3 protein-coding genes are annotated in these 4,254 nt (G+C 59.0%); all 3 read right to left on the bottom strand.

Going from position 1 to position 4,254, the window contains the following annotated elements:
- Positions 1-99 precede the first annotated feature (99 nt).
- The 3 genes from Mlute_RS14220 to Mlute_RS14210 all read right to left on the bottom strand — a co-directional run bounded on the left by Mlute_RS14220 (position 100) and on the right by Mlute_RS14210 (position 4,234).
- On the bottom strand, positions 100-1,827 hold the full coding sequence (locus tag Mlute_RS14220; RefSeq protein ID WP_119361223.1) for a sodium:solute symporter family protein: 1,728 nt from the start codon (positions 1,825-1,827) through the stop codon (positions 100-102).
- Between the two features lie 11 nt (positions 1,828-1,838).
- Complete coding sequence (locus Mlute_RS14215) at positions 1,839-2,093, bottom strand: DUF4212 domain-containing protein (RefSeq protein WP_119361222.1); 255 nt, start codon at positions 2,091-2,093, stop codon at positions 1,839-1,841.
- Positions 2,094-2,260: 167 nt separating this feature from the next.
- Positions 2,261-4,234 carry a Wzz/FepE/Etk N-terminal domain-containing protein gene (locus Mlute_RS14210; RefSeq protein ID WP_147371115.1) on the bottom strand — a complete coding sequence of 658 codons (1,974 nt, stop codon included), beginning with the start codon at positions 4,232-4,234 and terminating at the stop codon, positions 2,261-2,263.
- Positions 4,235-4,254 lie beyond the last annotated feature (20 nt).

The raw sequence follows: 4,254 nt of genomic DNA, 5'->3' as shown, positions 1-4,254 counted from the left end.
GACGTAGACCGAGGGGGATGGGGGTTCGGGGTTCCGCACAGCCATAGCCTAAAACCCAGGGCCGGGGCGGGCCAAGCCCGCCCCAGACCGCACAAAGACCTAGTGGTAATGGGCCTCCTTGGCCCCACGAGGAATCCGCACCGACTCCACCAGCTCCTGAACCTCCTTAGGGGGCTCGGGGGTCATCCGGGAAACCGCATAGGTAATGACCAGGTTGAGCAGCATCCCCACTGTGCCGATGCCCTCTGGGCTAACCCCAAAGAACCAGCGGGGCATGCCAAAGTAGCTGGTGCCGATGATGTAGAAAGCGGTGAAGACCAGCCCCACAACCATCCCGGCGATGGCGCCCTCGCGGGTGGTGCGTTTATCGAAGATACCCAGCAGGATGGCCGGGAAGAAGCTACTAGCCGCCAGCCCAAAGGCGAAGGCCACGAGCTGCGCGATAAAGCCGGGTGGATTTTGACCGAAGTAGCCCGCTACCAGCACCGCAATCAGGATGCCGATACGAGCGATCAGCAGACGCTGTCCTTCGGTGGCTCTGGGGTTGATGACACGGTAGTACAGATCGTGCGATAGCGCCGAGGAAATCACAATCAAAAGCCCCGAGGCCGTCGAAAGTGCCGCTGCCAGGCCCCCTGCCGCTACCAGTGCGATGATGAACGGGGCCAGCTTGGCCACCTCCGGCGTGGACAGCACAATGATGTCGTTGTTGATGAAGACCTCGTTGGCACTGGTCATGTCGGGGTTGTTGGGATCCGGCCGGGTGGTGCCAGGGATGAACTTGAAGGCGTTGCCCTTGGCGATGGTCACCACCCCGTCGTTGTTCTTGTCCACGAAGCGGAGCAGGCCGGTCTTCTCCCACTTGGCCACCCAGTCAATCTGTCGAACCTCCTCAAAGGTTTTTCCGTTCAGCGTGTCGATCAGGTTGTAGCGGGCAAACACCGAGATGGCCGGGGCGGTGGTGTAGAGCAGGGCGATGAACAGCAGGGCCCAGCCCGCCGAGGCCCGGGCATCCTTGACGGTGGGAACGGTGTAGAAGCGGATAATCACGTGGGGCAGCCCTGCCGTGCCGAACATCAAGCAGGCTGTGATGAGCAAGATGTTCAGCATGTCAAAGCGTTGGAAGGGCTCCGTGTACTGGGTGAACCCAAGATCCACCTGAAGCTGGTTCAGGCGAGGAACGATATCGCTGAAGGTCAGGGCGAGCTGCGGAATAGGGTTGCCTGTGAGGATGCTAGCAATGGCAAAAGCCGGGATCAGATAGGCAATAATCAGCACCACGTACTGGGCTACCTGCGTCCAGGTGATGCCCTTCATGCCCCCCAGCACCGCGAACAGAGCGGTTACCGCCACGCCAATCCAGAGTCCGGTGATGCTGGGCACCCCAAGGTAGCGGGCGAACACCGTCCCGACCCCCACGAGCTGAGGAATCACGTAGGTGAACGATACAAAGATCGCGGCGACCACTGCCACAATGCGGGCAGTCTGGGAGTAGTAGCGGTCGCCCACAAAGTCGGGCACGGTGAATTTACCAAACTTGCGCAGATACGGGGCCAGCAGCAGTGCCAAGAGCACGTACCCGCCGGTCCAGCCCATCAAGTAGATGGTGCCGTCGTAGCCCAGGGTGGAGATGAGGCCAGCCATGGAGATAAAGCTGGCCGCGCTCATCCAGTCGGCGGCGGTGGCCATGCCGTTCGCCACCGCTGGAACCCCCCGGCCAGCCACATAGAAGCCCTCGGTTTCCCGTACCCGGGCCCAGATACCGATACCGATGTAAAGCCCAAAGGTCAGGAAAACCACGATCCAGGTCCAAAGTTCAACGCTCATCCGCCCGCCTCCTATTCGTGCACGTCAAACTGCTGGTCGATCTTGTTCATCTGTGCGGCGTAGATGAAGATCAGGATCACGAAGATGATGATGGCCCCCTGATGGGCAAACCAGAAGCCCAAAGGAAGCGAGCCCAGCTTAATGTTGTTAAGCACGTTGACTAAGACGATCCCAAAGCCGTACGAAACCACCGCCCAAACAATGAGCAGGTTTCGTATCAGGGCGATGTTGGCCTTCCAGTAGGCCTCGGCCTTCGCTCTATCCATGCCAAACCTCCATGTAGCACAAGTCCGGCCACCTTTGCTGCGAGGGTGGTTCCTTAGCGATTTCTCAGACTTGCGTCATGAATCTAGCACTGAGATTGTGGCCTGGCAAGTTGTTTTGGGTTTCCACATATATGCGAAACCGGCCACTTTTACCAGACCCTAGAAGCCTAGGCTCCATAGACCCCTTTTCCGCTAGGCCCAGGCACCTGAACCGCCTCGGCGATGAAGACATAGATAAGCCCAACCAAAAAGCCCACCATCAAGGCCGCTGTTAGGATAAGAAGGCGATTAGGTGAGGTTTTCTGATAGACCGGATAAGCCCTAACCAGCACCTGGGCTGTGCTCTGCGAGGCCGCGGCTTGTATTTGCAGATCGGTTTTCTTCTGAAGCAGGGCCAGGTAGGAGTCCTTGCTGAGCCCTAGCGCCTTCTCAGCGTTGTCCTGCTCAATCTGGGCCTGGGCCACCCGGTTGCGCAGGGCTACAATCCGCTCATTTATCCAGGTAAGGCGGCTTTCCATTTGTTGCATCCGGCTTTCCTGGGCAGCCCGCTCCGCCTCAGCATCGGTTATGGCACTCCTCAAGCGCAGGTATTCGGGATTGGAAACCTCAAACGAGAACGGCTGGGGAGAAAGCCGGTATAGCTGCTCAAAGCGGGCCTTCACGGACTCGTAGGCCGCTTTCCGGGCCGCATGTTCCAAAGTTATACGCTCTTTTTCCCGCATCTGGGCGGCTAGCTGCGTGCGGATGACCTCCACCCTGCTTTGTGTCCGCGCCCTTTCCTCCCGCAGCGCCCGCTCCGCAGACTCGAGACCCGACAGCTCAGCCTTTAGGGCCGCCACCTGGCTGAACAAAGAGGTGTAGACAGGGCTTAGCTCCTGGGATTTCAGGCGAAGCGATTCCAGGCTGGGCCAGGCGTCTTGGCCCACTGCGGTGGCCACCAGGGGGTCGGCCACCACCTCCCGCAGAACCTCAATCAACCGCGGCTCCCTCAGCAGCAAAGCCTCCTTTTCCCGCAACTCCGCCCTCTTTTGGGCTATTTGGGTAGCCAAAGCGCTCTGTTGCGTTGCAATCTCCCCTAGGCGGGCCACCAGCCGGTCAAGCTCAACCTGGAGTTCAGGGATACGTTCCCGTTTGCGGAAGGCCTCCAACTCGGAGGCCACCTGCTCATACGAGCGACGTAGACGCTCTGTCTCTTGCTGGAGGCTCTTCTGGGCTTGTTCAAAGGAACGGTTCATTAAAACAAGCTCAATGGAGGCTGCATTCGCAGAAAGCCGATTCTTTTGGCTCTGGAGGGCCGCTCCATAGGATTCCAACCGGGCCCGGGTAGCTGCCAGGTCTGCCCGTAGAGAGGACAAGGCTTGATCCAAACGCACCCTCTCCTGAATTAGCTGATCAAGCTCGAGCCGGTCGGAGGCCAGCGTAGACCGACGGCTTACCTCGAGCCAACGGGCCTGGGCCTCCTGGTAGTTTTTTTCCGCCTCGTCTAGGCTCTCTTGCAAGTGCGCTAGGCTGCTGTCAAATTTCTGATAGGGTACCTGGTTAACAGCCACCAAAACCCGCTCCACCCAAGCGTTGGCCGCGCGGCTGGCCAGCTTCGGCGAGGGAGCCTGCACGCTCATCTCCACAATCAGCGCTTGGCGCACCGTGTCGTTGCTGCGGCGTGAGGCCTGCTCTTTGATCCCGAAATCGCTGGCCATCCGCTCAAAACCGCGTAAGGTCCCCGCATCCTGCCACCTTGGGGGCAGCAATCCTTCCTTGCGCAGCTCCTCCCATACCCCACGGATAATCTCTTCAGCAAAAGCCACCGCACGGACCGCCTCAAAAGGCAAAGGGCCCTCCTGTTGTAGCTGGATGCGCTGCTCGAGCTGGGCTTGCACCTGACCGGAAGCTAGGCTCAGCGTGGCCCGCGAGGTATAGAGGTCCTCTGCGATGAAAAGAGTATAAAATCCCGCAAAACCTAGAAAAACCAAGGGTACGAACACAAGCGCCCGCCAGCGTTTCATGAGAATAAGAAAAATATCCCGCAATGTAATCCCTTCGTGTGCTACTTGATCTGTCCCCCCAGGGTGTGAAAAAAGAGGGGGTGCTATGCCACAAGACCGTGAGCACCCCCAGAACGTAGCCTTTGGCTGACCTACCATCTTGACGCAGAGACCCTCAT

The organism is Meiothermus luteus, from assembly GCF_003574085.1.
Classification (GTDB): domain Bacteria; phylum Deinococcota; class Deinococci; order Deinococcales; family Thermaceae; genus Meiothermus; species Meiothermus luteus.
Note: the sequence above shows the minus strand (reverse complement) of the source record. Positions and strands in the feature narration are given on the sequence as shown.